The organism is Companilactobacillus formosensis (genome assembly GCF_005405305.1).
Taxonomy (GTDB): Bacteria; Bacillota; Bacilli; order Lactobacillales; family Lactobacillaceae; genus Companilactobacillus; species Companilactobacillus formosensis.
The window spans coordinates 1-1,523 of the sequence record NZ_BJDU01000017.1 but is presented as its reverse complement, the minus strand read 5'-3'; the positions used below and the strand labels follow the sequence as shown (position 1 = coordinate 1,523).

Here is a 1,523-nt window from a genome sequence, read left to right as displayed (position 1 = left end):
GCAGAACCATAACACACTCATCATCACTTGATTCATAATATTCCTTACTTAGTAGCCATGTCTAGCAAGGTTGGTAAGGTCATCAAGTGCAGAGCTGCGGTGGCGTGGGAGGCCGGGAAGCCACTAGTGATAGAAGAAGTCGAGGTTGCGCCGCCACAGCGCGGTGAAGTCCGTTTGAAGATCCTCTACAATTCTCTTTGCCGTACAGATGTTTACTGGTGGGAGGCCAAGGGCCAGAATCCATTATTTCCCCGCATACTAGGTCATGAAGCTGCAGGGATTGTGGAGAGCATAGGTGAGGGTGTGACTGATCTCAAACCCGGGGACCATGCCCTCCCTGTGTTCACCGGAGAGTGCGGAGAATGTGCACATTGCAAGTCAGATGAGAGCAACTTGTGCGAGCTACTCAGAATCAACACAGATAGGGGTGTTATGCTCAATGATGGAAAAACTAGATTTTCGAAAAATGGACAGCCCATTTACCATTTCGTCGGAACCTCTACATTCAGCGAATACACTGTTGTTCATGCTGGATGTGTTGCAAAGATCAACCCTGCTGCTCCACTTGACAAAGTTTGTGTTCTCAGCTGCGGATTCTGCACAGGTTTTGGTGCTACTGTAAATGTTGCAAAACCAAAGCCCGATTCTTCTTTTGCTGTCTTTGGACTTGGAGCTGTTGGTCTTGCTGCTGCTGAAGGGGCAAGGCTTTCAGGTGTATCTAGAATCATCGGGGTTGATTTAGTTCCGAACCGATTTGAGGAAGCCAAAAAGTTTGGTGTCACTGACTTTGTGAATCCTAAAGATCATAACAAACCTGTACAACAGATCATTGCTGAGATGACTAATGGAGGAGTAGATCGTGCTGTTGAATGTACTGGAAACATCCAAGCTTCCATTGCTGCATTTGAATGTGTTCATGATGGATGGGGTGTTGCTGTTCTTGTTGGTGTGCCGAAAAAAGATGCCGAATTTAAAACTCATCCTATGAATTTCTTGGATGGGAGAACTCTTAAGGGTACCTTCTTTGGTAACTACAAACCCCGCACGGATCTTCCTTCTGTTGTGGAGAAGTGCATGAACAAGGAGCTGGAAGTGGAGAAATTTATCACTCACTCAATTCCATTCTCAGAGATTAATAAAGCATTTGAGTACATGCTAAAAGGGGAGGGTATAAGGTGCCTTATCCGCATGGAAGAGTAAAACAACAACAACATTGTTCTCTGCTAGGAGAAAAATGTTATCTATCAAGTGAAAAAAAATGAAGAATAAGTTTGGTGTGCAATAAATTCTTGGTCCCTTTCACGGTTGTTGCTTAGATGTGACTTTTATAGTGATTGTGTGAAATAAAATTGTATGAGGGCTAAATAAATACAACATATCTTTTGATATGATGGAGGGTGACTAGGATGTTAGTTTTATATCTTTGTGGGCACCACACCAATTACTCATTTTGTAATGCAAAATTCTCATTTTCAATACTTCAAGTCTTAGCATTATAAAAAAAAAAAAAAAAAAAAAAAAAG

General features: G+C 42.4%; 1 protein-coding gene. It reads left to right on the top strand.

The genetic code is table 11. The features are described from left to right. The first annotated feature begins 57 nt into the window (after nucleotides 1-57). The gene (locus FFM65_RS12485; RefSeq protein WP_137610123.1) at nucleotides 58-1,200 is read left to right on the top strand and encodes an alcohol dehydrogenase; all 1,143 of its coding nucleotides are present in this window, start codon (nucleotides 58-60) and stop codon (nucleotides 1,198-1,200) included. Nucleotides 1,201-1,523 lie beyond the last annotated feature (323 nt).

Excerpts from the sequence above, each read along its gene's own strand:
- FFM65_RS12485 (WP_137610123.1), top strand. The coding sequence starts at position 58 with ATGTCTAGCAAGGTTGGTAAGGTCATCAAGTGCAGAGCTGCGGTGGCG.